The sequence below is a fragment of the Bradyrhizobium sp. WSM3983 genome (genome assembly GCF_000473045.1).
GTDB lineage: Bacteria > Pseudomonadota > Alphaproteobacteria > Rhizobiales > Xanthobacteraceae > Bradyrhizobium.
In genome coordinates this window covers 184,460-211,086 of sequence record NZ_AXAY01000007.1, presented here as the reverse complement: position 1 = coordinate 211,086, position 26,627 = coordinate 184,460, and the positions used below count along the sequence as shown (strand labels likewise).

The 26,627-nt window shown below is 64.3% G+C and carries 19 protein-coding genes and 1 riboswitch; of the genes, 8 read left to right on the top strand and 11 right to left on the bottom strand.

The annotated features are described in order from the left end of the window. Positions 1-51 precede the first annotated feature (51 nt). Positions 52-762 (bottom strand): sensor histidine kinase, encoded by a 711-nt coding sequence (locus tag YUA_RS43890; protein WP_051383165.1) that lies wholly within the window; start codon positions 760-762, stop codon positions 52-54. A gap of 339 nt (positions 763-1,101) precedes the next feature. Here YUA_RS43890 and YUA_RS0113920 point away from each other — a divergent pair, with 339 nt between their 5' ends. From YUA_RS0113920 to YUA_RS0113895, 6 genes are all read left to right on the top strand, one after another. Beyond that, positions 1,102-3,939, top strand: a complete 2,838-nt coding sequence (locus YUA_RS0113920) for a winged helix-turn-helix domain-containing protein (RefSeq protein ID WP_027531256.1) — start codon at positions 1,102-1,104, stop codon at positions 3,937-3,939. A gap of 117 nt (positions 3,940-4,056) precedes the next feature. After that, positions 4,057-4,764 carry a hypothetical protein gene (locus tag YUA_RS0113915; protein ID WP_027531255.1) on the top strand — a complete coding sequence of 236 codons (708 nt, stop codon included), beginning with the start codon at positions 4,057-4,059 and terminating at the stop codon, positions 4,762-4,764. 198 nt (positions 4,765-4,962) lie between these two features. After that, complete coding sequence (locus YUA_RS0113910) at positions 4,963-5,661, top strand: type 1 glutamine amidotransferase domain-containing protein (RefSeq protein ID WP_027531254.1); 699 nt, start codon at positions 4,963-4,965, stop codon at positions 5,659-5,661. Positions 5,662-5,810: 149 nt separating this feature from the next. Next, positions 5,811-6,650, top strand: coding sequence for an enoyl-CoA hydratase/isomerase family protein (locus YUA_RS0113905; RefSeq protein ID WP_027531253.1), 840 nt, complete (start codon positions 5,811-5,813; stop codon positions 6,648-6,650). A 49-nt stretch (positions 6,651-6,699) separates the two neighbouring features. Continuing rightward, a complete protein-coding gene (locus YUA_RS51630; RefSeq protein WP_063627782.1) occupies positions 6,700-7,674 on the top strand; it encodes a heme-binding protein in 975 nt (324 codons plus the stop codon). 270 nt (positions 7,675-7,944) lie between these two features. After that, positions 7,945-8,664 carry a hypothetical protein gene (locus YUA_RS0113895; RefSeq protein WP_027531252.1) on the top strand — a complete coding sequence of 240 codons (720 nt, stop codon included), beginning with the start codon at positions 7,945-7,947 and terminating at the stop codon, positions 8,662-8,664. A 13-nt stretch (positions 8,665-8,677) separates the two neighbouring features. On the opposite strand, the gene YUA_RS0113890 is transcribed toward YUA_RS0113895, so the two are convergent. Next, positions 8,678-11,548, bottom strand: a complete 2,871-nt coding sequence (locus YUA_RS0113890; RefSeq protein WP_027531251.1) for a winged helix-turn-helix domain-containing protein — start codon at positions 11,546-11,548, stop codon at positions 8,678-8,680. 306 nt (positions 11,549-11,854) lie between these two features. Between YUA_RS0113890 and YUA_RS0113885 the strand changes: the two genes are divergently transcribed. Then, complete coding sequence (locus YUA_RS0113885; protein WP_027531250.1) at positions 11,855-12,841, top strand: helix-turn-helix domain-containing protein; 987 nt, start codon at positions 11,855-11,857, stop codon at positions 12,839-12,841. A 129-nt stretch (positions 12,842-12,970) separates the two neighbouring features. Here YUA_RS0113885 and YUA_RS0113880 read toward each other — a convergent pair whose 3' ends face one another. The 7 genes from YUA_RS0113880 to YUA_RS0113850 all read right to left on the bottom strand — a co-directional run bounded on the left by YUA_RS0113880 (position 12,971) and on the right by YUA_RS0113850 (position 21,091). Then, positions 12,971-13,954: an ABC transporter ATP-binding protein gene (locus YUA_RS0113880; RefSeq protein ID WP_027531249.1), complete on the bottom strand. Its 984-nt coding sequence runs from the start codon at positions 13,952-13,954 to the stop codon at positions 12,971-12,973. Further along, positions 13,951-14,940 (bottom strand): ABC transporter ATP-binding protein, encoded by a 990-nt coding sequence (locus YUA_RS0113875; RefSeq protein WP_027531248.1) that lies wholly within the window; start codon positions 14,938-14,940, stop codon positions 13,951-13,953. The genes YUA_RS0113880 and YUA_RS0113875 overlap by 4 nt, the downstream gene beginning before the upstream one ends. Positions 14,941-14,959: 19 nt before the next feature. Continuing rightward, positions 14,960-15,883 carry an ABC transporter permease gene (locus YUA_RS0113870; RefSeq protein WP_027531247.1) on the bottom strand — a complete coding sequence of 308 codons (924 nt, stop codon included), beginning with the start codon at positions 15,881-15,883 and terminating at the stop codon, positions 14,960-14,962. Next, positions 15,880-16,821: an ABC transporter permease gene (locus YUA_RS0113865; RefSeq protein ID WP_027531246.1), complete on the bottom strand. Its 942-nt coding sequence runs from the start codon at positions 16,819-16,821 to the stop codon at positions 15,880-15,882. Before YUA_RS0113865 ends, YUA_RS0113870 begins: the two co-directional genes overlap by 4 nt. 17 nt (positions 16,822-16,838) lie before the next feature. Beyond that, complete coding sequence (locus YUA_RS0113860) at positions 16,839-18,443, bottom strand: ABC transporter substrate-binding protein (protein ID WP_027531245.1); 1,605 nt, start codon at positions 18,441-18,443, stop codon at positions 16,839-16,841. A gap of 185 nt (positions 18,444-18,628) precedes the next feature. Continuing rightward, the gene (hydA, locus tag YUA_RS0113855; RefSeq protein WP_027531244.1) at positions 18,629-20,098 is read right to left on the bottom strand and encodes a dihydropyrimidinase; all 1,470 of its coding nucleotides are present in this window, start codon (positions 20,096-20,098) and stop codon (positions 18,629-18,631) included. Between the two features lie 60 nt (positions 20,099-20,158). After that, positions 20,159-21,091, bottom strand: coding sequence for an N-carbamoyl-D-amino-acid hydrolase (locus YUA_RS0113850; RefSeq protein ID WP_027531243.1), 933 nt, complete (start codon positions 21,089-21,091; stop codon positions 20,159-20,161). A 253-nt stretch (positions 21,092-21,344) separates the two neighbouring features. Here YUA_RS0113850 and YUA_RS0113845 point away from each other — a divergent pair, with 253 nt between their 5' ends. Then, on the top strand, positions 21,345-22,478 hold the full coding sequence (locus tag YUA_RS0113845; protein ID WP_027531242.1) for an MFS transporter: 1,134 nt from the start codon (positions 21,345-21,347) through the stop codon (positions 22,476-22,478). An 18-nt stretch (positions 22,479-22,496) separates the two neighbouring features. Here the strand turns inward: YUA_RS0113845 and YUA_RS0113840 are convergent, their stop codons facing one another. Both YUA_RS0113840 and YUA_RS51015 read right to left on the bottom strand, forming a co-directional pair. Continuing rightward, on the bottom strand, positions 22,497-23,930 hold the full coding sequence (locus YUA_RS0113840) for a PepSY domain-containing protein (protein WP_027531241.1): 1,434 nt from the start codon (positions 23,928-23,930) through the stop codon (positions 22,497-22,499). Between the two features lie 12 nt (positions 23,931-23,942). Beyond that, positions 23,943-26,291: a TonB-dependent siderophore receptor gene (locus YUA_RS51015; protein WP_027531240.1), complete on the bottom strand. Its 2,349-nt coding sequence runs from the start codon at positions 26,289-26,291 to the stop codon at positions 23,943-23,945. 116 nt (positions 26,292-26,407) lie between these two features. Beyond that, a riboswitch (cobalamin riboswitch) is annotated at positions 26,408-26,610 on the bottom strand. Positions 26,611-26,627: the final 17 nt, after the last annotated feature.

Here is a 26,627-nt window from a genome sequence, read left to right as displayed (position 1 = left end):
CTGACACCACGACTTCCGCGCGGACTGGGGAATAATGCTCGTTATCGGTTGTTATGGCTCGTTAGCGATTGCGAGCGCGGCCGCTCCCTCAAGCGACTGCGAGTGTGGCATCGCAATTGTCACGCGTGTGCCGCCCTGCCCGGCTTCGCCATGCAGCCAGGCACCGACGCTACGCGCGAGACCTTCCAGGATCCGGCTGCCGGCGCCCTGAAGCGGTCCGGTTGCACCGACGCCATTGTCAGCCACCGTGCAGAGCCAGCTGCCTTCGCGGCTCACGACCTCGATGCGGATCAGCGCGCTCTTCTTGTTCGGAAAGGCATGCTTTGCCGCATTCGTGACCAGCTCCGTCAGCATCAGTGCAAGCCGGTGGCACTGCCACGCCGGCAGCGTGCCGCTCTCGATCGATGCCTCACAGCGAATGCCGGCCGGTTCGAGCACCGCCTCGGACAGCGCGCCGCAAAGGCCTCCGAAGAAGGCATCGACGGAGATCACCGACAGATCGTCATTGTCGGACAAAAGTTGATAGAGCCTGCCGAAGGCGACGATCCGCCGCTCCAGCCGGTCCACCGCAACCGACAGGTCCTTGGTCCCGGCCCGCGTGAAATCGCGGCGGACTGACGCACCCAAGAGCGTCAGGGTGTTCTTCATACGATGGTGCGACTCGCGCAGCACGAGTTCCCAGTCACGCGATACATCGTCAAGATTGACGACAAAGTGAGATCGAACGCCCCTGTCGTCCGGTCTAGAGCCGATATCGAGCATGATAGCCTCCCCCGTTGGAAATAGGCCTAACTCGAAAGCAATACTGATGCAGACCCGCGGCTCACGCTCGTTAGACGTTGCAAGATTCTGTTATGATCGGAAGGCGCGTGATACTTGCATGACGCGACCGATGCATCGGTTCTGAAGCGCGCTGCCGAACTTTCATGCCCCGCATAAGCCGTTCGCGTTTAAACCAAATTCGCTGCGTTTCGCCCTTGCTCTTTCGGCCCGATCCCGTGCCCGTTGCTCGATTTCGCCGCTTTCGGCCGGTTTACTCACGGTCTCGTTCTGGTAGATCAATCAGACAGCAGCACTTTCCTTTCGCTGGAATCATGGCGCGTGTCAGACACTAACGACCAGGACTCAGCCATTTCCTTCGGGGCCTTTCGGCTGCTTCCCCGGTCGCGGCTGCTTGAGAAGGATGGCGTCCCGCTTCATCTTGGTGGCCGCGCGCTCGACATCCTCATTTTTCTCGCCGAGCGTGCCGGCGAGGTCGTCGACAAGCGTGAATTGGTCAAGCGGATCTGGGCCGACGTGAATGTCGACGAGGGCAGCCTGCGCTTCCACATCACGTCCCTGCGCAAGGCCCTGGGCGATGGCGGCGAAGGCTCCCGCTATGTCGTCAACGTGCCCGGCCGCGGCTATTGCTTCACGGCCCCTCTGCACCGCGCGGCGCCCGCGGCGAACCGGCCAGCCGCGACTGTGTCCTCGCTCCGGTCCATACCTGCCCCACTCGCGAAGATGATTGGCCGGGACGACTCCGTCGAGAAGATCGCGACTGAACTTCTCCTGCATCGGTTCGTCACCATCGTCGGCCCCGGCGGCATCGGCAAGACCTCGGTCGCACTTGCGGTGGCGCATGGTCAGCATGCGGAATTCGAAGGCCAGGTCTGCTTCGTCGATTTCGGCGCACTGACGGAGCCGCGGCTCATTCCCGGCACGATTGCCGCGGCGCTCGGCCTGACCGTCAATTCCGACGACCCGATACCCGGGCTGCTGCTGTCACTGCGCAACCGCCGGACGCTGCTGGTCCTCGACAGCTGCGAGCATATCGTCGACGCGCTCGCTCCCCTAGCAGAGCGCATCGTGAGGGAAGCTCCGGAGCTGCATGTTCTCGCCACCAGCCGCGAATCCTTCCGCACGGAGGGCGAACGGGTGTACCGACTGTTTCCGCTGGATTGTCCGCCGCAACGCGACGGACTCAGCATGGCCGACATCCTTGCCTATCCGGCAAGCCAGCTTTTCGTCGAGCGGATTGCCGAAAGCCTGAGCGAATTCGAGCTCAGTGAAGAGGATGCGCCTCTGGTCGCCGATATCTGCCGGCGCCTGGACGGCATTGCGCTTGCGATCGAACTCGCCGCCGGACGGGTCAACGCCTACGGGATCGCCGGCACGGCCTCGCTGCTGGACAGCCGTTTCTCGCTGCTGTGGCGAGGACGCCGCACCGCGATTCCCCGGCACCAGACGCTGAGCGCGGCGCTGAGCTGGAGCTACGACCTGCTGCCTCAAACCGAGAGCGCGACACTGCGCGGCCTGTCCGTTTTCGTTGGACCATTTACGCTGGAAGCCGCGCTCGCGGTCGCCGCGTGTCAGGGCATCGACGAGGCGGAAGCGGTCGAAGCGATCTCGAATTTGCTGTCGAAGTCCCTGATTGCAACGTCGCCTGCAGAACGGCGACTGAGATACCGCCTGCTCGACACGACCCGCGCCTTTGTGGGTGACAAGCTCGTCGAGAGCGGAGAAGCGGTCCGCGTTGCGCGCGCCCATGCTGAATATTTTCGCGACTTCCTGCAGGACATTTCCGTGAAATCGACGGGCCTGCAGAGCGCGGGCGGCTTCCTGCCCTATGCCGACCATCTGCCGAATGTGCGGGCCGCGCTGACCTGGAGCTTTTCAGAGGCCGGCGACCGCGCGGTCGGCGTCGACCTGGCGGCCGCGGCCGCGCAGTTTTTCCTCGAGCTCACATTGCTGACGGAATGCCATAGCTGGACCAAGCAGGCGCTCGCCTCTGCCGAGGTGGTCGACAGCCGCAAGGAAATGATATTGCAAGCGGCTCTCGGCGTCTCCGTGATGTTCACGCAAGGCAACACGGAGGGGGTCCGGTCGGCGTTCACGCGAAGCCTGCAACTGGCTGAGGAGCTCGACGACCTGCACTGGCAGCTTTGGCTGTTGCGCGGGCTGCACATCTACCTGACCCGCATCGGAGATTTTCACGGCGCGCTCGGCACCAGTGTACGTGGCGAAGGCGTCGCCAGGAAGCTGAACGACCCGACCAGCACGCTGAACGTCGAGTGGATGCTGGGCGTGGCGCATCATCTGATCGGGAACCAGGATAAGGCCGTTCAGTTCTGCGAGAGCGCGATGGTGCACAATCCGAGTTCGCAGCGGCTGAATATCGGCCATCTCGGCTATGACGACCGCATTGTCGCGCTGGTCGCCTTGGCGCGCGGGCTCTGGCTCAGCGGCCGGCCCGATCGTGCGATCGAGGCGGCCAGATACACGGTGCGCCAGGCCGAGCAACTCGAGCAGCCCCTGACGCTCGGCATTTCCCTGATCTGGACCATCTACGTGTTTCTGTGGGTCGGCGACTGGGCCAGCGCCGAAAGCCTGATCGATCGGCTGATCGACCATGCCGCACAGCACTTCCTCGGCCCCTATCACGCAGTCGGCATCGGCCAGAAGGGCGAGCTTCTGCTCCGCCACGGGGACATCGCCGGCGGCATCGATCACCTTCGCCGCAGCCAGGCGACCTTGTACGCCACGCGGCACCGGATCATGACGACGGTGTTTGCAACAGCGCTCGCGGAGGGTCTGGCGGCCCAGAACGAGGCCGAGGAGGCTTTGCGCACGATCGACGAAGCCATCGCCCAGATCGGCGATCATGGCGAATCCTTCGATATGCCGGAAATGCTGCGGGTCAAGGCGGAGATCCTGGTCCAATCCGCCAGGGCGACGGAGGCCGAAGCCTGTCTCCAGCAATCACTTGCCTTGTCGCGCCGGCAATGTGCGCGCGGCTGGGAGCTGCGGGGGGCGATGAGTCTCGCTCGCCTCTGGCAGCGGGCCGGCCGGAAAGGCGATGCGCAGGCCCTGCTCGCTCCGCTGGTCGGGCAATATCAGGAAGGCCTGTCGAGCCGCGACCTGGTCGCCGCCAGGGGGCTCCTGAGCGCGCTGAATTAAGAGCATCTTCAACGGGATACCGCCCGATTGGGCTCTTGCAACTCCTAACAACTTCTAACACGCCAAGCCGCATCCGCCCCGCCATGGTGCGGGGAATCACGGTGGATGCAGCGAGACATGGCACTTCTTGACGATGCGATCGACGCCTGCGGGGGCTTGGCCCGCTGGAACAGCTTGAGCCGATTCACGCTGCATCTTTCAGTTGGAGGAGCTCTGTTCTCCGACGCCGGACATGCCCGAGAATTCAAGGACGTCACCGCGGAGGGATCGACGCGGACACAATCGGTCCGCTTCACCGGCATCACCGGCGGCGAGCGGTCCGGCGCATTTGCGCCGGACGTGATCACGATCGAAAGCCTGGATGGTCAGGTGCTGCGGACCTGGCGCAGCCCGAGCCTTGCTTTCCCAACCAATGGCACACATGCGCTGGCGGATGAGCTGCATCTGGTCTTCTTCTGCGGCGTCCAGATCTGGAACTATCTCACGACCCCATTCCTCCTCGCTCGTCCCGATGTCGTGGTCGAGGAGCTGCCGCCGTGGCAGGAGAACGGTGGGACCTGGCGGCGTCTTCGCACGCAATTCCCGCCGGGCCTGATCAGCCTCGCGTCCGAGCAAGTGTTCTACTTCGACGAGAACGCTTTGCAGCGACGGACCGATCACGATCTCCTGGGCGCACATGTCGCGCACTATTCGTGGGCTCACGAGAACTTCTGCGGCATCGTGGTTCCAACTCTTCGGCGTACGCTGACGTTGCAGCCCGACGGCACCGTGATTGCAAAGCCCGTGCTGATCGACGTCGAGATCTTCGATGCCGTCTTCGAGTAACGACGTTAACAGGCAACGAGCCTGACCAACCTCCCACTCTCACCGTCTAACAATACATAACGGGCCAACAGCCCGGCCTGGGTGCAGATTGCGTCTCACGAGCCGCGAACAACGTTGCGGGCTCGAACGAGACCTACGCCGGCGCACCCCATCTCGATGAAGTGCGTCATCCAGCGAACGCAATCACGGGAGACAGTTATGAAAGTATTGATGGTCATCACCTCGCACGACCAGTTGGGCAACACCGGACGCAAGACCGGTTTCTGGCTCGAGGAACTCGCGGCGCCCTATTTCGTCTTCAAGGATTCCGGGGCCGAGATCACCCTCGCCTCGCCGAAGGGCGGACGCCCGCCGCTCGACCCCAAGAGCAACGAGCCCGAATTCCGCACCGACCTCACGCTCCGCTTCGAAGCTGATGCGGCGGCTGAAGCTCAGCTCGACAAGACGGTTCGCCTCGATAGCGTCAAGCAGGAAGACTTCGACACCGTGTTCTATCCCGGTGGTCACGGCCCGATGTGGGACCTCGCCGAGGACAGGGATTCGGCCAAGCTCATCGAATCCTTCATCGCCGCCGGCAAGACCATAGCGGTGGTCTGCCACTCCACCGGCGCGCTGCGCCACGTCAAGGCGCCGAACGGCAAGCCGCTGGTCGAAGGCAAGGAAGTCACGGGCTTCACCAACGGTGAAGAGGAAGAAGTCGGTCTCACCAAGGTGGTGCCCTTCCTCGTCGAGGACGAGATGCTCAAGCTCGGCGCCGTCTTCTCGAAGACGGCCAATTGGGGCGTTCACGTCGTCAAGGACGGCCTCCTGATCACCGGCCAGAATCCGCACTCGTCCGGTCCTGCCGCGCAGGCACTGCTGGCCGCACTGGCCCAGCAGGCCAAGTCGGCCGCCTAAGCACACCCTCGAGGAGAGGTGCGACGAGCACCTCTCCAACCATCAAAGTTGAAGCTCGCGCAACTCCGTCGCCGATCGGCGTTTGGAGAGCGATCACACGCACGACGATGAACCCGGCCGCTACGACGGCCCGAAAGCTGGAGGCTTCCATGAACGCGACGACCAAGACAACAACGCAGATTCGAGTTACTCGCCGCTCGGCCGCCTATTGGCGGATCACCTTCGACAATCCGCCGCTCAACGTGATGGGCCCGCAATTCGTTCGCGAGATGCGCGACATCGTCACGGCCGTCGAGGCCGACAAGAACGTCAAGGTTATCGTCTTCGACAGTGCGGTCGAGGGCTTCTTCCTGAACCACAGCGACTTCCTCGCCGACTTCAAGGAATTGACCGATATGCCGCAAGGGCCGACAGGCCTGGAAGCGTGGCCGGACCTCCTCGTCCGCATCACGCGCATGCCGGTCGCGTCGATCGCCCTGATCCGCGGCCGCGCCACCGGGAACGGAAGCGAGATCTCGCTCGCCTGCGACATGAGCTTTGCCAGCCGCGAGAAGGCGCGCCTGTCGCAATGGGAGGTCGGCGTCGGCCTCGTTGCCGGCGGTGGCCCGATGGCACGATTACCCGGCTTGATGGGCCGGCAGCGGGCCCTCGAAGTGCTGCTGAGCTCGGACGACATCGATGCCGATCTCGCCGCCGCCTACGGCTATGTGAACAGGTCGCTGCCGGACGCCCAACTCGACGGCTTCGTCGACGCGCTGGCGAACCGCATCGCATCCTTTGACAAATGGGCGATCGCGAACACCAAGCGTCTCGTCAACGCCGCAAGCCTGCCACCCGACGTCGAGATCGCGGCCGGCTGGGAAGCCTGCATGGCTTCGGTCACGCGGCCGGCAGCCCAGGACAGGATCAAGGCCTTCTTCGAACAGGGCTTCCATCGTCCCGGCGATGCTGAGGATCACATTGGATCCTATCTGCCGCGGCTCGGCTGACCAGCCAGCGACCATCCCTTGCACATCAAATCAATTGGAAGGACACATCATGGACTTGCTCGCATACACCAAGGCGATCGCCGAACGCATCGAGGCGCAGGCCGCTCACGCCAATGCCCCCGTGGCCGTCTGCGTCATCGACATTCACGGCAACATCATCCTGAAGCATCGGATGAATGGCGCGCCGGCCTTCTCGCTCGAACTGTCGGAGCGGAAGGCCTACACCTCCGCGCTGGTCGGACTGCGCACGGCGGACCTTTCGCCGCTCGTGCAGCCCGGACAGGCGCTGTTCCCGATGATGGGTGTCGCCGGCGGACGGTTTTGCTCCATGGGCGGCGGCGCACCGCTGAAAATCGACGGCCGGCTGGTTGCGGGCGTCGGCATCAGCGGCGGCACGGTCGATCAGGATGTCGAGATCCTCGAAGCGGGGCTGCGCGAGCCGGCAGCCTCCGAGACCGTCAAGATGAACATCGAGGTCATCGTCCTGCCCGTGGCGGACGCCGATCGCGCCAAGCGCTTCTATGGCGATCTGGGTTGGCGGCTCGACATCGACTACGCGCGCGACGATTACCGGGTGATCCAGTTCACGCCACCCGGCTCCGGATGTTCGATCATCTTCGGCAAGAACGTGACGACGGCTTTGCCAGGCTCGGTCCAGGGACTTCACCTGATCGTGTCGGACATCGTGGCGGCGCGCAACGAACTCGATCGACGCGGCATCGCAGTCGGCGATGCCTTCCACGATACCGGCGGCATCTTCCACCACGCAGGATCGGGCGTGCTCGCCGCAGGGCCCAACCTGCAGCGCAAGAGCTATGCCTCCTATGCGTCGTTCAGTGATCCCGACGGGAATGGCTGGGTATTCCAGGAAATCACGACACGGTTGACCGGGCATATCGAGGACGGCGACGAGAGTTTTACGCCTGAATTGACCGACGTCGTCCGTCGCGCGGAGGCTGCCCAGCGCAGCCGAGCGGGAATAAGCGACCTCGGCCTCAAATCCATCATGGCGGCGGCTGGCTGACAGCCATTCCGTAACCATTTCGCCAACACGAAAGCCCATATCCTCGAGGCCGGCCATTTCGCCCTGGATGAAGCAACAGACGAGATCGCCACGTTCATCCGCGACTTCTTGGCCAGTTGGATGGGCACTAGGACCGCAAGGCCGATGATCCTGCCGGGCATACGAACGACCGGCAGGCTCAACGGCACTTAACAACGCTTAACGGGCGGCCGCCCGCGTTCGGGCCTATCGCTGTGGGGTGACACGACCCGTGCGAGAGGTAACGGCCGGATGATTCCCCTGCTGGCAAATGCAATCGAGGCCCATGGCGGCCTGCACCGATGGAATGCCCACAAGCGCCTCACCGCCACGATCGTGACGGGGGGCGATCTCTGGGCGCTGAAGGGCCTCGACCAGGATCAGGACCCGCGCACCATGCGGATTGACATTCATCGCCAGTGGGCATCGGTCGAGCCGTTCGGGAAGCCAGGCCAGCGCACCGAGTTCAGCCCCGAGCGCATCGCCATTATCGCCGCGGATGGACGTATCGTGGCGGAGCGGAAGAATCCGCGGGCATCGTTTGCACGGCACGACATGCGGACGCATTGGGATCCGCTGCACCGCGCCTATTTCAACGGCTACGCACTGTGGACCTACCTGACCACGCCCTTCCTGCTTGCCATGGACGGCCTCGAGGCGCGCGAGATCGCGCCCTGGCGCGAAGGCGCCGAGATCTGGCACGGACTGCGCGCGAGCTTCCCGGCGGGGATTGCAAGCCACAGCCGCGAGCAGGATTTCTATTTCGGTCCTGACATGCTGATCCGGCGGCATGACTATTGCGTCGAAGTCGCCGGAAATTTCCCTGCCACGCAATATGCGTCTGATCCCGCCAATATCGACGGGATCACGACTCCGACACGACGGCGAATCTATCTCCGCGATGACGATCTGATGCCGATGCGCGATGCGTTGATGGTGTCGATCGATCTTTCGGACTTCCGGTTCGACTGAGACGCTGCCCCGCTTAGCCCACATCCAGCATTGCCCGTGCCGCTTTCAGATCGGCGGTCTCATACCCTTCCGAGAAACGAGCGAAGGTTTTGGCGAGGTCGTCGAGTGGGTTTCGAACACCCTGTCGAAGCTGTAGCCGCGCCAGCGACATCTCGCTCCGCAATCGCCAGGATAACGCGCCCTGCTGCTCGGCCATCGCAATCGACGTGGCAAAGCTTGCTTCGGCGGCGTCCAGTTCGTCGCTGCGCGCCTCGAGCTCGCCGCGCAGGCGCAGGAGCTCCGGCAAGTCGAAGGCTCCGCCCTCGGGCTCGATGCGCGCGATCGTCTCGTGCAGGACAGCGCGGCCTTCCGTCAATTGTCCCAGTGCAGCCAGCCCCTGTGCCAGCTCCGCAATGAAGGCCGACGCGTAGAGCTCGTAACGATCCGCATGCAGGCGCGGCAACGCGGTCCGCAGCAAATCGATCCCGCCCCTCACCTCGCCACGGGCGATCATGGTCTGGGCACGAAAGCCCGCCGCAACGGCCTCGTAAGGTGCGAGTCCGTGCATGCCGGCATGCGTCGCAAGCCGGCCGGTCAATGCCTCGACGGTGCCCCAGTCGCCGACCCAGCCGAATACCGAGGCCGACCAGCACAGCGCAATACAATGCATCACGACGTCGCGCGGCGCAGCAGCACCGATGAGCGGACGGACGCATGCGACCGCACGGTCAGGAGAGCCGCGCAACCACAGCACCCGCGCCAAGGGAATCTGCGGCGTGCGCGAGTAGGCAAAGTGCCCGGGCTGGGTGCCGCGCAAGGCGGCATCGTCACGCACGCCCTCGTCCAGATGGGCTTGCGCCTCGGTCTGGTTGCCGACGAGATGGTAGGACACGCCGACGAGGGCCTTCGCACCGGCGATCCCCGCGACGTCGCCGATCGCCCGCGCCACCTTTTCGGCTTCGAGGGCGATCGGGACCAACTGCCGATAGTTTCCTGTCCGGCGAGCGAACATGTTCAACCGCGACAGCAGCCTGAACTGGTTGGCCCGGTCGTCGAGCACCTCCGCGATCTCGAGGCCGCGCCTTAGCGCGCTCTCGGCCTGCTCGCTGTTGCGCTCCGTGAACATGAAGGCGTGGCCGAGCGTCGATTGAAGCTCAAGCTCCCACCTGCCGCCGCTGTTGGCGTCGTCAAGCATCGCAAGCGCGCGCTGGGACCAGAGACGCGCCTCGTTGAGCAGATTGAGCTCGACGAACAGCCGGGCGCAACTGCCCGCGAGCGGCACGCGCAAATCGGCACCAAAATCGTTGGCATAGCTCCATTCCAGCGCGGCGCGGGCATCGGCGAGCAGGCTCGCCCGGCTCTGCGAGCGCAAGGCCTGATGGCTGCCGGCCGACTCAACCATGCTAGTTTCCAGCGCGCGCTGAACATATCCGGCATGCCGGCGCGCAACCGCTTGTGCTTCGCCGGCCTCGACCAGCTTTTGAAGCGCATAGACGCGCGTGGCGTCGAGCAAGCGATAGCGACGCGAAGCGCCCTCCGGCCTTGTCGACACCAGCGACTTGGCCACCAGCTGCTCCAGCGCATCAACGACCCGCTCGACCGGCTCATTCTCGGCGGCTGCGATCGCGATCGCGTCCTGAAACGTGAAGGGACCTGCGAAGACGGCCAGCCGCTGAAGCACGATCCGCTCGGCCTCCCCGATCAAGCCAAAACTCCAGTCAAGCGTAGCGCCGAGGGTCTGTTGCCGCGGCGGCGCCGTGCGCCTGCCGCGCCATTCGAGCTTCAACCGGCTGTCGAGCAGCGCGGCCATCTCGCGCAACCCGTAGATACCGACACGCGCGGCGGCGAGCTCGATCGCCAGTGCGATACCGTCCAGCTTGCCGCAAATCTCGGCAAGGACCTCGGCGTCGTCATCCGAGACGTCGGCCCGGTGACCGGCCGCAGCAGCGCGCTCCACAAACAGGCGCACAGCCGGATAGTTCACCACTTCGTCCGCGCTGAGACGGGCCCCCGGCGGAGGCCCTGGCAATGGAACGAGCTCGAAGATCTGCTCACCTTCCACCAGCAACGACTCGCGGCTCGTGGCTAGAAGGCTTACGCCGGGCGCCTCGCGGTGAATGGTCTCTGCGAGGCGCGCGACTTCGTCGATCACGTGCTCGCAACTATCGAGCACGAGAAGCAGGCGTCGGTTGCGCAAAAAGCTGACAATGCCGCCGGTCGGATCGGTCTGATGGACGACAAGCCCAAGGCTGGCCGCGACCGTGCTGACAACGAGCGCAGAATCCCTCAGCGGACCGAGGTCGAGAAAATGGACGCCGCCTTCGAACGTCTCCCACATCTCGTGCGCCAGCGCGATCGCCACGGTTGTCTTGCCGATGCCGCCGGGCCCCCTGAGCGTGACGAATCGTTCATTCAGCAGCCGCGCCGCCAATTCCGGCAGCACGTCCTCTCGCCCGATCATGCGATCCAGACGGTGCGGCAAGGACATGGGCGAAGCCATGTTTGCGACCGGCTGCGGTACAGGCGTCGAGGCCGGCCGGCGCTCGCCACGCTCGACCGGTGCGACAAAGCAATAGCCCCGGCTCGGGATGTTCGTGATGTAGCGGACACCGTCCTTGCCGTCGCCCAGAACCTTGCGGAGTTCGGCGACATGGACCCGCAGGCTGATCTCCTCAACTGCGAGGCCGGACCATGCATAGGCAAGGATTTCAGCCTTCGGCACAACCTCGCCGGCGCGGCTCACGAGCAGGCGCAAGATGTCCATAGCGCGGCTGCCGAGCTTGACCGGCACACCGTCCCGCTCGAGCCGGCGCGAGCGGAGCGAAAACGGCCCGAATGAGACGGCGTCAAGCTCGACATGCGCGCCGGTGCCGCTGGCGGCCTTTCCTGACGAGAGCTCGTTCACTTCAGTCTCACTGGCCGGATTCGAGGGACAGGATCATGAGCCCTGTGTGCTTCGCCGCCGTGAAGCCGATAACTTGCCCATGCCTTGCCACGACTCTGCGCAACCAGCGTAAGCCTCTGACAATTTTAACAAAATTTCAACTCCTGCGGCCGGCCGTCGCACCCTCTCCGCTCCCACATAATCTAACAGATCCTAATCACCCCTAACGAGCTTCCAAGCCTGCTCACGCCTATCCTCTCAACATAGCAAGATTGCGAATTCGTGGTTGGCCACAAGCACGACCGCGAAGCTGAGAGAGGATGAGCAATGTTGACCGAATCGCAGACGGCCTACACTTGGATTGATCGTCCGGCCGGCCCGCGGGATCAGGAAATCCCTCGCGCGACCCAGGTGATCGCCCGAGAAGACGGATGGCGCCAGATTGCTTCGGGTTCGAAGATCGAAGACATCACGATCTCGCGATGGGAAGATTCGCGGGACACCAAATGGCACGAGGCGACGACGCCTGATGGCCGGTACTTCGTCGCGATCGCGCTGAAAACGACGCGAGCGAAACTGACCAGGGAACGCCAGATCATCTTCGACGGCACCATGCCATCAGGCACGCTGTATGTCAGCGCGCCGTCGCGACAGTTGAGCGCGCAATTCCAGGGGCCCTGCGACTTCCTGCACTTCCATATATCCGCCGACCATTTCCCGGCACGATGGTCGCTGGATGCGGCCGAGGAGCTCGACGATCTCGTTCTGCTGCGCGATCCGCTCGCCGCGGGGCTGACCAAGGCGCTTGCCGAACAGGGCGATGCCGCGGGCCATCAATTTGCGCGCAGTATCGGCGAAATCCTTGCGATGCGCCTGGCGCGGCCCGAATTGCCGCGCGCCAAGGTCAACGCCCTGCCCAAATGGCGCCTTCGACGCGTCGAGCAGCATATCGCCGCCCATTTCGAGCGCAGCATCAGCCTGTCCGAACTCGCCGGCATTGCCGGGCTGTCCCGAATGCATTTCGCCGCGCAATTCCGCGCAGCGACCGGCTATCGCCCGCGTGAATATTTGCTCAATCACCGCATCGAGCAGGCGAAATCGATGTTGATGGCGAGCGAGAGACCGCTGGCCGAAATCGCCCTTGCCGTCGGCTTCAGCACCCAGGCGCATTTCTCCACTGTGTTCAAGCGTGTCAGCGGCCAGACACCGGCGCGCTGGCGTGCGGCCTCCAGGAACCAGCGGCCTGATGTTGAAACGCTGCCGCGACGGCGTCCATCCTGGGATGGCGACCGCTTCGCAGGTAGCGCCGCATGAGAATGGTTTTGGCGCAAGTGCCCTGCCGCTTGCGCCGGCTCGCGCCCTCCTCCTCCCGGGCGTACGAGCCTCCTGGGGCCACCCTGCACCCACACAGGGCGGCCCCTTTTTCCTGCATCGGCCAACTCTTCATCCCGCCGGCAGCGCATCGAGGTGGCAGGCCACCCATTGCTCGCCCTCAGTCGAACGAAGCTGCGGCTCTTCCGTCCGACACCGATCAAACACATACGGGCAGCGGGTGTGGAAGCGGCATCCGCTCGGAGGATTGATCGGGCTCGGCACGTCTCCCTTGAGGATGATGGGATTGCGCTGAGCTCCGGGCTCCGGCAGCGGGACCGCCGACAACAGCGCCTTGGTGTAGGGATGCCTTGGCGCGGCAAAGATCTCCCGTCGCGGCGCCACCTCGACGATCTTGCCGAGATACATCACAGCGACGCGGTGGGTCATGTGCTCGACGATCGCGAGGTCATGGCTGATGAACAGCAGCGCGAGGCCAAACTCGCGCTGGAGATCCTGCAACAGGTTGACGATCTGCGCCTTGACCGAGACGTCGAGCGCCGAAACCGCCTCGTCGCACACGATCAATTCAGGCTCGGCCGCGAGCGCCCGTGCAATGCCGATGCGCTGACGCTGGCCGCCGGAGAATTCGTGTGGCCTGCGGTTGAGCGCTTCCCGCGGCAGGCGCACCGTGTCCATCAGCGCCGTCACGCGCGTCTCGAGATCGGTCGCCGATTTGGCGAGGCCGAAATTGCGGATCGGCTCCGCGAGGATGTCGCGCACGCGCATGCGCGGATTGAGGCTCGAGAACGGATCCTGGAACACCACCTGCATGCGTTGCCGCAGCTGACGCATCGTGCTCGGATGGGCATCGTCGATGCGCTGGCCGTCGAGGATCACCTGGCCGGACGTCACATCGAACAGCCGCAAAATCGCGCGGCCGACCGTCGACTTGCCGCAGCCGGACTCACCGACCAGCGACAACGTCTCGCCCTTCGCGATCTCGAACGACACACCGTCGACCGCGTAGACCCATTCGGATTTGCGTCCGAACAGGCCGGTCTTGACCGGAAAATGCTTCTTGAGGTCATTGACCTGGAGCAGCGGAGGGCTCATGCCGCAACCGCTCCCTTGGCGGCGTAGTGGCACGCGGCGATATGGCGTGGTCCCTTTTCTTCGAGACCCGGCGCATATTGCCGGCAGAGATCGGTCGCGAGCGCACAGCGTCCGGCAAAGACGCAGCCGGTGATCGGCTTGCGCAAATCAGGCACCTGCCCGGGAATCTCGGCGAGCCGCCTCGCCGTACCCGTCAGCGAAGAACCGAGCCGCGGCACCGCGCCGAGCAGGCCTTGCGTATAGGGATGGCGCGGCGAGCGAAACAATTCGGCCACCGGTGCCTCCTCGACCTTGCGGCCGGCATACATGACCATCACGCGTTCGGCGATCTCGGCGACCACGCCGAGATCGTGCGTGATCAGGATGATCGCCGCACCAACGCGGCGCTTCAGGTCCAGCATCAGTTTCAGGATCTGCGCCTGGATGGTGACGTCGAGCGCTGTGGTCGGCTCGTCCGCGATCAGGAGCTTTGGGTTGCAGGCGAGCGCGATCGCGATCATCACGCGCTGGCGCATGCCGCCGGAGAGCTGATGCGGATATTCGCGCACGCGCCGCTTCGGCTCGGGAATGCCGACCAGGGTCAGCATCTCGATCGCGTGCGCCTCGGCGGCCTGCTTGTCCAGGCCCTGATGGATCATCAGCGTTTCGCGGATCTGACGGCCGACGGTCAGGACCGGATTGAGGCTGGTCATCGGCTCCTGAAAGATCATCGAGATGTCGTTGCCGCGGATATCGCGCATCTCGCGGTCGGAGAGCTCCAGCAGATTCTTGCCTGCGAAGCGAATGGCGCCCGCGATTCTGCCCGGCGGCTCCGGGATCAGCCGCATCAGCGACATCGAGGTCACCGACTTGCCGCAGCCGGACTCGCCAACGATGGCGAGCGTCTCGCCTTCGTTGACATGAAAGGACACACCGTCCACCGCGCGGTTGATGCCGCTGGGGGTGCGGAAATGGGTCTGCAGATTTTCGACTTCGAGCAACGCCATCGCGATCAGCCCCTCGACATCACAGGCTCTTCGCCATGCGCGGATCGAGCGCATCGCGAAGGCCGTCGCCGAGCAGGTTCACGGCGAGCACGGTCACGGAGAGGAACGCCGCCGGGAAGAACACGATGTAGGGCTTGACCTGCCACAGCGCGCGGCCTTCGGCCATGATGTTGCCCCAGGACGGAATGGTGGGCGGCGTGCCGGCGCCGATAAAGGACAGGATCGCCTCCGTGATCATGGCGCTGGCGCAAATGTAAGTCGCCTGCACCAGCATCGGCGCGAGCGTGTTGGGCAGGATATGGCGCAGAATGATCATCGGCGTGCGCGTGCCGCAGGCGACCGCCGCATCGACATAGGGCTGCTCGCGCAGCGACAGCACGACGCTTCGCACGAGCCGCGAAACGCGCGGGATCTCGGCGATGGTAATCGCCAGGATGACGTTACCGACGCTGCCGCGCGTCAAGGCCATCAGCGCGATCGCCAGCAGGATCGGCGGGATCGACATCAAGCCGTCCATGAAGCGCATCAGGATGCCGTCGGCCCAGCGAATGAAGCCGGAGACGATGCCGATGGCAAGACCGGCCGCGGACGCGAGGATCGCAACCGACAGCCCAACCGTGAGCGAGACCCGAGCACCAAAGAGCACGCGGGAGTAGATGTCGCGGCCGAGTACGTCACTGCCGAACCAGAAAGCGGCCGACGGCGCGCGGGTCCGCTTGGCTGGCGCGAGCGCGGTCGGATCGACCGTTCCGAGATAGGGCGCGAAGACCGCGATCAGAACCAGCGTCAGCAACAGCGCGCCGCCGATCGCAACGGTGGGATGGCCGCGCAGGAAGCCGACGAAACCGCGCCGGATCGCGACCGGCCGAAGGATCTCCGGCAGTTGCGGAGCGAGGACGAAGCCGGCCGGCAGCGCTTGCGGATTGACGGTGGTATCGGTCAATAGCGGATCCTCGGGTCAACGAGCGTATAGGTGACGTCGATCATCAGGTTGACGAGGACGTAGACGAAGCTGAACAGCAGCACGATGCCCTGGATGACCGGATAGTCGCGGCGCAGGATCGCATCGATCGTGAGCCGGCCCAGACCTGGAATCGCGAACACGCTTTCAGTCACGACCGCGCCGCCGATCAGGAGCGCGATGCCGATCCCGATCACGGTCACAATTGGCACCGCCGCGTTCTTCAGCGCGTGAATGAACAGGATGCCACCCTGCCCGAGGCCCTTGGCGCGCGCAGTGCGGATATAATCCTGCTGCAACACTTCGAGCATCGTGGCGCGGGTGATGCGCGCAACCAGCGCGATGTAGACACAGCCGAGCGCGATCGCCGGCAGGATCAGGTTTTGCAGCCACGGCCAAAAGCCCTCCGTGAGCGGCGTATAGCCCTGCACGGGAAGCCATTCGAGCTCCAGCGCGAAAATATAGGCGAGCACGTAGCCGACGACGAAGACGGGCAGCGAGAACCCGAACACCGCGAATGCCATGATGGCGCGATCGATGAAGCTTCCGGCTTTCCACGCCGCCACCACCCCCAGCGGCACCGCGACGACGATCGTGAGCAGAAGCGTGACCGTCATTAGCGACAGCGTCGGTCCGAGACGCTGTCCGATCATCGCGGACACCGGCAGATTGGTAAAGATCGAGGTGCCGAGGTCGCCATGCAGGATGCGCCAGACCCAGCTGCCGAACTGGATCAGGAAGGGACGGTCGAGGCCGAGGCCCTGACGGATGCGCTCCACATCCTCCGGGCTCGCCTGGTCGCCTGCGATCACCACGGCGGGATCACCCGGCGCGATATAGAGCAGGCTGAACACAAACAGTGCAACAATCGCCATCACCGGCAAGGTGGCGACGATGCGCCGGAGGATATAGGAGAGCATCTGGCCTCAGCGCAGGATCATGCGGTCTTCGATACGCCCCAGAAGAACGGCAACGGTCCCTTGGCGATACCGGAGACGTTCTTGCGCCATGCGGTGTAGCTCAGGAAGAAGCCGGTCGGCGCGTAGACGACGTCATCGAGCGCCGCCTTGTTGAGGCGACCGATGGCGGCCTTCTCCTCGTCGAGGTTCTTGGCCTCGAACCAGGACGAGACCTCCTTCTCGGTATTGGGGCTGGTGGGCCAGCCGAACCAGGCCTTGTCGCCATTGGCGCGAATGGCGGTGTAGGGCGCGGGATTGATACAGTCCGCGCCCGCATGCCAGGTGTGGAACATGTTCCAGCCGCCCTGCCCCGGCGGCGTCTTGGCCGCGCGGCGGGAGCCGACCGTGCCCCAATCGGTGGCGACGAAATCGACATTCATGCCGAGCTGCTTGAGGAGATCCGCGGTGACGTCGCCTTGCGCCTTCGTGATCGGCTGGTCCTGCGCGACGAGGCACGTCACCGGCTGGCCGGAATAGCCGCTCTCCGCGAGCAGCTTCTTGGCCGCGTCGAGATTGCGCTTGCCCTTCAGGATCTCGCCGCCCATCTCGCTGTAGAGCGGCGTATCCGGCGTGAAGTAGCCGGGCAGCGGCTTCCACAGCGAATTGTCGTCGCCGATGATCGCGCGCATATAGTCTTCCTGGCTCATCGCCATCAGCACCGCACGCCGTGCCCGCACGTCGTTGAAGGGCGGATAGAGGAAGTTCATGCGGAACGAGCCGATATTGCCGAGGGGATCGCCGATATCGACGCTGATGTTCTTGTTCTTCTTCAGGACCGGAACGAGGTCGGCGATCGGGCTCTCCCACCAATCGACCTCGCCGTTCTGCAGCGCAGCCGCCGCGGTCGCCGCATCCGGCATCACGATCCATTCGACGCGGTCGATCAGGATCTGCTTGCCGCCGGCGAGCCACGACGCCTTCTCCTGCCGCGGCACGTAGTCGGCGAATTTCTCGAACACCGCCTTCGCGCCGGGCACCCATTCGCCCTTGGCGAACTTCATCGGTCCGGAGCCGACATAGTCGCCGATCTGCTTGAACGGGTCGGTTTGCGCGATGCGCTCGGGCATGATGAACGCACAGGGCGAATTGTTCTTCGCAAGCGCGTAGAGCATCTTCGGGAAGGGTTGCTTCAGCACCCATTTGAAGGTGCGATCGTCGACCGCCGTCAGCTCCTGCTGAAGCGCCTTGATCATCAGACCCATCGGATCGCGCGCCGCCCAGCGCGAAAGGCTCGCGACGACGTCCTTGCTCAGCACCGGCTCGCCGTCGTGGAATTTGAGGCCCGGGCGCAGCTTGAACGTCCAGGTCTTGCCGTCGTCCGACGTTTCCTCGGACTCGACCATTTGACGCTGCGGCTGAAGCGAGGAATCGATGCCGTAAAGCGTGTCCCAGACCAGCGCCGCGGCATTGCGCACGACATATTGCGTGCCCCAAATGGGGTCGAAATTGGCAAGATTGGCCTGCGGCACGAAACGCAGGGTCCGGGCGGAGGCGCCTTGCGCGATCGCCGGCGCCGAAAGGCCACCGGACAATGCCAGACCGCCCGCGCCAGCCAGTCCCTTCAATACGGTCCTGCGATCCATGAAGTCCTCCCAGTAATGCCGTGATGCCGGCCGTTCATTGGCCAAGGGCAGGTGAAACCGAACCCATTAGCGTGCAAATGGTATGCCAGTAAATGAACCTTCGCCAGCGGGATCTCTCATCGGCTTTTGCTGGCCAGGACCTCAAGAGCGGGGGTGTCAAAGAGCGGCCGCCAGCGCGGACCCGGTCACAGCAGTTTTGCCCCGAAATTCCGCTCAGGATCCATGTCCGCCACGAGCCGACCCGTCGGCCTTGCCGCCGCGCCGCCGCTCCGCGCCAGGAATTTGCCGCTGCCGGCGCTGGCGAGGCACTTGTCGCCGTCGATGATCACGCGGCCGCGCGAGAGCACAGACACCGGCCACCCCTTCAGCTTGCGACCAGCAAACGGAGTGTAACCGGCAAGATCGTGCATCATCTCGTCCGCGATCGTGGTCTCGCGATTGGGATCCCAGATCGCGATATCGGCATCCGCGCCGACCGCGATCGAGCCCTTGCGCGGATGCAGATTGTAGATTTTTGCGGGTGCCGTCGCGGTCAGCTCGACGAACTTTTCAAGACCGAGCCGTCCGTTCGACACCATCGCGTCGAACAGCAGCGGCAGCCGCAGCTCCAGTCCAGGCAGGCCGTTCGCGACCTGCTTGAAGTTCGGATTGGGGCCAGCGCGCAGCTTGCCGGTCTCGTCGTAACGATACGGCGCGTGGTCCGATGAGATGGTCTGGAGATCGCCGAGCGACAGCGCCTGCCACAGCGCCTCCTGGTCCTGATACGTGCGCGGCGGAGGGCTGCACATCCACTTGGCGCCTTCCGCACCGGGCTTGTCGAGATCATCAGCCGTGAGGAACAGGTATTGCGGACAGGTCTCGGCGAAGACCTTCAAGCCCTGCCCGCGCGAGTCGCGGATGACTTTGGCGCCCTCGGCGGTCGAAACATGGAAGATCATGATCGGCTGATCGATCAGCGCCGCCATGCCGATCAGCCGGGTGAAGGCTTCGGCCTCCGAGACGCGGGCATGGCTAACGGCGTGGTATTTCGGCATCGTGTAGCCGCGCGCGAGCAGGCGCTTCACCATCCAGGCGATGATGCCGTGATTTTCGGCATGGGCGCACAACATCGCGCCGGACTGCCGCGCCGCGAGGAGAATGTCGAGCAGCGGCTCGTCATCGACCTTGAGCCGGTCGTAGGTCATGAAGATCTTGATCGAGGCGTGGCCCTGCTTCACAAGCGCGGGAATATGCTCCTCGACCGTCTCCTTCGTCGCGTCCGCAATGATCATGTGAAAGGCGTAGTCGATCACGGCGCCCTTCCGGGCCAACGCGTGATAATCCTCCAGCACCTGCGGCAGCTTCATGCCGACATGCTGGGCCGCGAACGGGATCACCGTGGTTGTACCACCAAAGGCCGCCGACACGGTCGCGCTTTCAAAAGTGTCGGCATTCATGATGCCGGCCGCAGACAGCTGCTCGATATGCGCGTGACTGTCCACGCCGCCGGGCAGCACAAGCTTGCCGCGTGCATCGATTTCGCGCTTTGCCGGCGGCAGTCCGCGACCGATCGCCGCGATGGTCTCGCCAGAGATGGCGACATCGGCTTCGAACACATCGGTCGTGGTGGCGACACGGCCGCCGCGAATGATCAGGTCGTAAGTGGGTTCAGTCATGGGACACTCCAAGATAGGCCTGAGCGAAATGATCGCTGGTTTGCAGGAAGACCATCGGCGTCACTTCTCCGCCGGCGGCACCGCGCCGGTGCGGCTGGTGATCAGGCCGTAATGCTCGATGCGGCGGTGCTGCGCAAAGTTGAAGATCGTGGTCTTGCCGAAGGTGGTGGCATCGAGGTCGCAGGGATGGACAAGAAGCTCGTCGCCTTCCGTCTCGGCTTCGGCAACGATCTCGCCGTTGGGATCGACGATCAGACTGCCGCCAAACAACGCGTGGCCGTCCTCGACGCCAGCCTTGGCCACCGCGACCACCCAGGTCGCATTCTGATACGCGCCGGCCTGCACGGAGAGGCGGTTGTGAAACAGGCGCTTCTCGACGCCCTCCTCGTTTCGCTCCGCATTCACGGACGGTGTGTTGTAGCCGATCAGCACCATCTCGACGCCCTGCAAGCCCATGACGCGATAGGTCTCGGGCCAACGGCGGTCGTTGCAGATGGCCATGCCGATGATGCCGCCCAGCTCGCGCCAGACGTTGAATCCGAGATCGCCCGGCTCGAAATAGCGCTTCTCCAGATGCTGGTGCGACCGATTGGTGTCGTATTCTGCATGGCCAGGCAAATGGATCTTGCGATATTTGCCGACGATCTTTCCGGACTTGTCGGTCAGGATCGCCGTGTTGAAGTGGCGGCCGTCGGGCGTCAGCTCGGCATAACCGAAATTCATCGCCATCTGATGCTGCGCCGCACGCTCGAACAGTGGCCTGGTCGCAGCACTCGGCATTTCGCGTTCGAACCAGCTGTCGAACTCGGCCCGGTCCTCCACATACCAACGTGGGAAGAACGTCGTCAGCGCCAGTTCCGAATAGACGATCAGGTCGGCGCCCTTGGCCTTGGCCTCATCCATCAGCGCGATCATGCGCTTGACCACGGCCTCGCGGCTGTCGGCTTTCTGGATCGGGCCCATCTGGGCGGCGGCAACGTTGACGATACGCATCAGCGAGTTCCTGATTTTGGCAGATTTCTTGGCGAGGCTGGGGGGATCGCAGCTTCAGGGGCGTGCCGGCGCGCGTAGCATAACGTAGCCCCCCGCCGTTTTTCCAGCCAAGCAGCTTTCATGCCGCGCGCTTCGTTCGGCGGACAAGTCGCTCCATCCGGGCTACAAGCATGCGGAACCTCTCTCCTGGCTTTGGCTTATAATTGCTAATTGCGCCCCTCTCCTCTCCCCCAATCCCTCCGGAGCTTCACGAATGACATCAGCCGACCGGCCGGCGACGCGGCTCGCGACGCGCCTCTCGTTCCTGGTCGCCGGCTTCGGCATGGCGTCCTGGGCGCCGCTGGTGCCGTTCGCGAAGGAGCGGCTCGCGGTCGATGACGCGGTCCTTGGCTTGCTGCTGCTCAGTCTCGGCATCGGCTCGGTCGTCGCGATGCTCGCGACCGGCATTTTGAGCGCACGCTATGGCACCAAGCCAATCATCATCGCAGGCGGGATCGGTCTCGCCCTGGCCTTGCCCCTGCTGGTGATCGCAGGCACGCCCGCGACACTGGCGATGGCCTTGCTCGCATTCGGCGCTGCGCTCGGCTCCATCGATGTTGCCATGAACATTCATGCCGTCGAGGTCGAACGCGCGGCAGGACAACCGCTGATGTCGGGCTTTCACGCGCTCTTCAGCATTGGCGGTTTCGCCGGATCGGCGGTGATGACGGCGCTGTTGTCGTTCCATCTTGGACCGCTCGCATGCGCATCGATTTGCTCCGTGCTGATGCTGATCGCGATGGCGCTCGCCTGGCCACGCCTGCTGCGCCGGGCGCAGGCGCAAGAGGGGCCGCTGTTCGTGCTGCCGCATGGCATCGTGCTGCTGCTGGCGCTGCTGGCCGCCGTCACCTTCCTGATCGAAGGCGCGATGCTCGACTGGGGCGCGCTGCTCGTTATCGGCATGGGCCTCGTCAGCGAGGCCCATGGTGGAATCGGTTACATCGTGTTCTCGATCGCGATGACCGCCGGCCGGCTCGGCGGCGATGTCGTCGTGGCGCGTATCGGCGACCGCACAACGCTGGTCGGTGGAAGCCTGCTTGCCGTCGCAGGCCTTGCCGTGCTGTTGCTCGCGCCAAGCGCGGCGATTGCCATCGCCGGTTTCCTGCTGATCGGCCTCGGCGCCTCGAACCTCGTGCCGGTGCTGTTCCGCGGTGCGGCGACGCAGACCGCGATGCCCACGGGGCTCGCGGTGGCGTCAATCACGACCGCCGGCTATGCCGGTGTTCTGGTTGGCCCCGCCGGTATCGGCTTTGTCGCCCACGCCGTCGGCCTGCCGACGGCGTTCTGGATGCTCGCGGCGCTGATGTGCCTCGTCACGCTGTCCGCGCGCGCCGTGACCACAAAATAGAAAGGCGCGTCATGCAATTCAGGTTGCAAATTTCGACCGCAAACGCCGCCAGCCGATCACGATCCCCGTGATGGAGAACACCAGGCCCAGGGTGCAGAGTCCGACGATCAGCGTATCGCGCAGGCGCGGATGCGCCATGAGGACCGGGAAATCCAGCGTGTGCACGGCACTGTAAGCCCAGCGATAGGCCCGCCGCGAGGCATCCAGCCGTTGCAGCACCCTGCCGTCGGCGCCGTCGATGTCAAACCAGAGATCGCCGCAGCGGGAGCGGTAGACGGGCGCACCGGGGACGACGGATTGAGCCGGATAGTCGTCGTTATCCGCAAGAACGGCCGGCGCGCCGCATCCGGAGGCGAGACGCGCGATCAAGCTGGCGATCTCCTGCTCATCCAGGAATGCCGTCTGCCGCTGGCTGGTCGGCTCGCCGGCCTTGGTGAGGGTTTGACCGCCAAGGCCGATCCGGTCGCGCCGATAGAGACCGCCATTAAAGGCGAACCATTCGACTTCACGCACCGGGGACGGTATGGGCGGCTGACCGAGGAATGGAGCCGCGCGCCAGTCCGGCACGGCGTTCGTCACGGCGGCCTCGGCCGAGGTCAACTGCCCACGCGAGAACAGCCGGCCGTGATCCATGGAGAGCCAGCCGCTGAAAATCCAGGTCAGCACGAAAACGGTCGAAACGAGCCCGATGATATGATGCAGGGCATGCCAGCCGCGATAGGGCGACGAAATCCGGCGTCCGCGAATCCTGATCCTGATGATTCCAAGCACTGCGCCCAGCACCGCTGCGATCAAGGCCACCAGCGACAAGGCCGAGACAACCTGGTCCCACAGCGCCCAGTTGCTCCTGAGAACCGCCGGATAGATCCAGTGCAGGACGCTGCCAACCCAATTCCATCCACGCTCGCTACGCGCCGTATCCAGCATGACCTCGCCGGTGCGCGACGAGACATAGATTTCCGTTCCTGCCGCATCGCCGAGCGCGACGCGAAACAGGGGTCGATGAAAATCAAAGCCGTTCGGCACGCTCCATTGATCGTAATCGGCGCGCGCGACGGTCGTGGCGTGAGCGGCGTCCAGCCCGCGTCGACCGGCATATGCTCGCGCGATGGCGATCGCGACATCGGCAGACGCCACCGATGCGTCGGCTCCATCCGAAGCATGGACCGCCCGCACGCGCGACGGTCCAGACACGGCATAGACCGGCCCGTCGCTGCGCTGGATCAGGCGAACGCGCGTGGCGTCCGCGATCCCGCTGGCGGCGACGGCATCGGCCACCGCCATGGTCACCTCTCCGCGCGCCACCGGTGCGAGCCCGGCAAGGCGTTCCGCTTCCGTCAGCGACGGAAACGGAACGAAGTGCATCACGATTCCGCTCGCGAACCACATCGCGAACAGGAGGCAGAACGCGATCCCGAGCCAGCGATGCAGCAGGACGATCGCGCCCATCATGTGATCAGCGCCCTACCATTTGAACGCCGCGGAGATTTCGTAGGTCCGCGGCGCGCCCAGCAGGATCTGGTCGGGATAGAACGGGTCGCCCCAGATCGCGTAGCGCTTGTCGGTAAAGTTGCGCACCCGGAAGGTCACGCGGGCCTGGTCGACCGCGTTGAAGACCGTCTTGGGGATATCGACGAAGGCGTAGACATCGCCGACCGTGTAGGCATTCATGGTCACGGTGTTGGCGTCGGTGTTGTAGCGGTCGCCGACATGGCGGCCGGTGATGCCGACCTCCACCGGCCAGGGCGTGAAGAAGCGCCAGGACGCGCCGGCATTGGCGACGATGCGCGGCACGTTCGGCGGCGTATTGCCGGAGAACGAACCGCCGGCAAAGTCGTAGTCGGCGTAGCGCGCATCGACATAGGCGATGTTGCCCCAGAGACGCAGAGGCTCGATCGGGCGGATCGATCCGGCGAGCTCGACGCCCTTCGACTCCTGCCGTCCCGCAATGTTGAGCGTCTGGCCGCCGGCCGCCGCATAGACGTTCTTGCGCACGATATCGTAGGCCGAGAATGACCACTCTGCCCTGTTGTCCCATAGCACGTGCTTGACGCCCGTCTCATAGGTGCGTGCGGTCGTCAGGTCGAGCGGCTGGGTCGGTCCGAGCAGGAAGATATTGTTGGCAGAGATGTCGGCGCCGGTGGCGTACTGGCTGAAGAAGGTCAGACCCGGAACGGCTTCCCAGGCGTAACCGATGCGACCGGTGACGGGCGTCCAGGATTTCGAGAAGGGGAAATTCGCGTTCTCCAGACCGTTCCGGTCGGTCGAGTTGCGGTCGAGCCCGATATGCTCGACGCGCAGGCCGCCGATCAGTGCGAAGGTCTGCGTCAACTTCAGTCGGTTCTCGAACGACAGCGCCTCGTTATCGATACGCGCGGTCTGCTGCTTGGTCGCGAGATCGCCGTAAAAGCCTCGGACGGGATCGACCAACGAGACATAGTCGTTCGGGAAGATCGCCGCACCCGGCCTGACGAAGTCGAGGTAGCTCGACGACAACGTCGCGACCATGCGGTTGTCGAAGCCCGCGATGTTGGCGTCCCAGACCAAATCGGTGATGTTGCCGACGAGGCGCTGGCTGTGCGCGACATAGAAGCGCTCGCGATACACCTCGTTCTTGATCGAATCGAACGCCTCGATCTCATTGTTGAACCAGGTACGCTCTGCGCCGTAGCCATAGGCTTGACTCTTCAGCGTCAGGTCCGGCGCCAGTTTCAGCTCGAAACCGCCGCGCAGCCACACCTCCTGCGCCACGTTGCGATTGTCGAGGACGTTGTAGTTGGTGTTGAAAGTGCGGTCGTCGATCGTGACGGCCCCAAGATCAGTTCTATTGAAGTAGCTGCCGGAGACGATGCCTGCCGTCGCATGCGAGCCGCTGAAGGCCACCGGCACCAATGGCGCGCCCCAATAGGCTTTTGAGCGATCCTCGCGATACTCGATCGCGCCCCAGACTTTCAGGTTGTCGGAGATGCGGTAGTTGAGCTGGCCGGAGACGTCGAGCATTTTGGTGTTCGTGTCGTCGGCAAAGCCGTTGAGCGTGGAGCGGCTGATGTCGAAACGATAGTCGAGACCCTCGACATTGGTGCTGCCACCCGAGCCGTAATGCGCGCGGAACGAATTCAGCGAATCATATGAAAAGTCGGCTTCGTTCCGGATCGGCCCGGTGTGCGGCTGCTTGGTGACGAAGTTGATCGCGCCGCCGGCGGCGCCCTCGCCCGACATCAGCGAGGCCGGGCCTTTCAGGATTTCCACGGCTTCGAGATTGGCCGTGTCCATGATCCGCGAGGTCATGTTCTGCGGGCCGATCTTGATGCCGTTGTAGAGCGTGTTGATCTGGCTGTTGGTGAAGCCCCGCATCGAGAACGCCGAGGGCTCGGACGGATTGTCGCCGGCGGTGACGCCGACGGCGCCTTGCGCGACGTCGGAGACGGTGCGGTAGCCCTGCTCGCGCATGGTCTCGGCGGAGATCACCTCGACGGTCGCAGGCGTCTCGCGCACGGTCAGGCCGAGGCGCGAGGCGCTTTCGGCGACCACGTTGCTGTTAAGCGGTGTCGGCGCTACGGCGTTCGGTACGACCGGCTTTGGCCCGGCCGGTGCTGCGCCAGGTCTGCGCGCTGCCGCACGGCGCGCGCCTGCGGCGTCCCGGCCGGCCGGTTTGGCTTGCTTGCGGGATTGCGGGGGCGACACCTCCACGGGCGGCAGGGGTTCGCGGGCCTGCTGCGCCAAGGCGGCTGGCATGTCGCTGGCGACAAAAGATGTGAGAGCGGCGGAGGCCAGCAGGAAACGGCGTGGTCGCGCACTAAGGACGGAAGGCATGGTCCTTGGACCTCGGTGTGACGTCAGTGGCACGTCACCGCGAACCAAGGTCCCATCTTCCGGCTCTCAGCCTTCCGATGAAGCCGAATGTCTGTACTCCCCGACCGACATCTTCGCGTGTGACCACGGCTGACGGCAGGTCTCCTGGCTCGCGGGTCGTGACCGCTTCGTCGCCTTCCCGGGACCGAGGACCCAGTGGCTTCTGACGAAGGATTCACCGCTTACAGTTGCGGGGGCAGCTACGGCATTGGGGACAAGGTCCCCGCACCGCATTCCCTTTTCATCCCCTCTCGGGGAAACCGTCATCGCCATCTAGGATTACGGCGCAGACAGAGT